This is a genomic window from uncultured Campylobacter sp., assembly GCF_938018035.1.
GTDB lineage: Bacteria > Campylobacterota > Campylobacteria > Campylobacterales > Campylobacteraceae > Campylobacter_B.
In genome coordinates this window covers 1-2,152 of record NZ_CALIJF010000040.1, presented here as the reverse complement: position 1 = coordinate 2,152, position 2,152 = coordinate 1, and the positions used below count along the sequence as shown (strand labels likewise).

Annotated in this window: 2 protein-coding genes; both read right to left on the bottom strand. The window is 52.6% G+C overall.

Annotated elements, in window-relative coordinates:
• Positions 1-387, bottom strand: a 387-nt coding sequence (locus Q0257_RS01245) for a hypothetical protein (protein WP_298020546.1), incomplete at its 3' end; no start/stop codon positions are given.
• A 21-nt stretch (positions 388-408) separates the two neighbouring features.
• A complete protein-coding gene (locus Q0257_RS01240) occupies positions 409-1,992 on the bottom strand; it encodes a tannase/feruloyl esterase family alpha/beta hydrolase (protein ID WP_298020544.1) in 1,584 nt (527 codons plus the stop codon).
• Positions 1,993-2,152 lie beyond the last annotated feature (160 nt).

Sequence of the window (2,152 nt, the reverse complement as noted above, 5' to 3'; positions counted from 1 at the left end):
CTTCGCGCGCAATATCACGCTCTCAGGCAAGCTCGCCCAAAAGATTTCTACCCTGCTTTTATACGCGGAAAATATCCCGTAGATCGCAAGCGTAGCGTTATCAGGGTCGTCCAGCCTCACATCCGCGACATCAAAAACCTGCACGCACCCATTCTTGATCTTTGAAAAGCTCTGCCCCGCGGCGACCAAGCAGCCGTGCTCATCCGTGCCGCCGCCTACCATCGACCCCTGCACTGCGGGCACCTTGCAGACGCCCTCACTAGCGCCGCAGTCCGTAGCCGCGCCTTCGCTCCTCTTATCCGCCTCCTTGCCTAGCTTTGCATCGTGCGTCGCGCAGCCGCACAAAAGCACCGCCACAAAGGCCGCGATTAAAATTTTACCTCTCATCTTTACTCCTTTAAATAAATTTTATCTGCACTCAAAGCTGCTCGCGCTATTTTCGTCGCCGCCTACGTAGGTAGCCACTTTAGGATACGCGCAAATCGGGATCTGCTTGCCCGCGCGACTCGTGCTTTTGCCTAGCAGACTAGATGGAGCCGTTCCCTGCTCGCGCCACGCTTCAAGCGCGCTTAGCGGATCGACGTCATCGATGCCGTTACCGCCGCCGCAGTGATTCATCCCAGGCAAGGCAAAAAATCGCGCAAATTCGTCCGCATTCGCGTTCGTTTCCACTAGCTTTTTAAACCAATCGCGCTGATCCATCACCGAAAATACGGGATCGGAAACGCCCGTTACGATGATGAGTTTACCGCCGTTAGCGCGGAAGCTATCTAGCTTGGTCGAAATCGCATCGTTTATCGCCGCGGTCTCGAACGTTCGCTCTACGTCCTTATCGAAATCAAAGCTCATCAGATCAAACTCCGGTTGCGGCGGCGTCAAGAAATAATAATTCATCGAGCCCTTCGAGAGCACGATATTTCTAGCATTTGGCTCGGTGCTTTGCGAGTCGCCAAGCTTCCACATGCGCCAGCCGGGCTGATTTACCCCGGCATCGTAAAACCAGCCGCTGTAAATTTGCTCGCCCCTGCTGTTTTTTGCGCCCTCAAATATCGCCTTTATCACAGAAATTTTTTCTTTGGGCAGATCAAGTCCGCTAGGATCAAATTTACAACTCTCCCAAGCGCAGATAATGCCGTCTTTTAGGCCGTCTAGCGCATCGCATTTATCCAGAACCGCTATGCTTAGCTTATCCAAATCCTCCTGCGTAAGGGCGTTTGCAAAAATTTTCTCCCCAGCGGCGTTTTTAGGCGCGATCTTCATAAGCTGCCGGTTGTCCCACTGCTCCGCGATCGCCGCGCGCGAAAGCCTAAAACCCGGATTTGCCGCGATTACGCCGTCAAATTCCAGCGGATACCTCTGCGCCGCCATCAGAGCCGAGCGTCCGCCGTTTGAGCAGCCCATAAAGTAGCTGTGCGCGGGCGCTTTTTTATACGCCTCAAAAACCAGCTGCTTTGAGACGCTCGCAACCTTACCGATAGCCTGATAGGCATAGTCTAACCGCGCCTGTTGCTCGAGCCCAAACTCCGGCGTCGGCGTCGGATGACCAGAATCGGTCGTGACGACCGCATAGCCCCTCATAAGCGCGGGCGTTGCGGTGCTAGTACGGATAGATACGGCACCAAGAGCCGGCGCTACAAAGCCGTCCAAACCGCCTCCGCCCTGAAATAGCAGCTTGCCGTTCCAGTCGCCCGGCAAGCGCAGCTCAAATTTTATGCCGTAATGCTTGCCGTCCGAGCCCGTGCGCGAGGCTATATCGCCGTGAATTATGCAGTGCGGCGCTGCTTTTAGCGTCTTTTTGGCGCCTCCCGTTAGCGCAGACATCTTATCGGCGCCGATTTCGCCGCTTTGATTCCAGATCGCTTCACTGATCTTTGTATCGTAAATTTTCGTGCCCTTTAGCGCCGCGCAAGCCCGCTCGTCAAAATCGCTCGCAAGCGCTCCCTGTAAGCCCAAAGCAGCCGTAAAGGTTGCAACTAAAATTTTATATTTCATTGCCACTCCTTTTAAAATTTTATTAATCATAATTTTAACATAAAAATTTATCGTGAATTTCAAGCGTATTTGAGAAATTATGTGATTCCTAGCGGAGCCATGCGGAATTTCAAATTTTAATTAAAAGGCCGAACTGTCCTTCTAATAACCCCAAATTTCT

Excerpts from the sequence above, each read along its gene's own strand:
- Q0257_RS01240 (WP_298020544.1), bottom strand. The coding sequence starts at position 1,992 with ATGAAATATAAAATTTTAGTTGCAACCTTTACGGCTGCTTTGGGCTTA.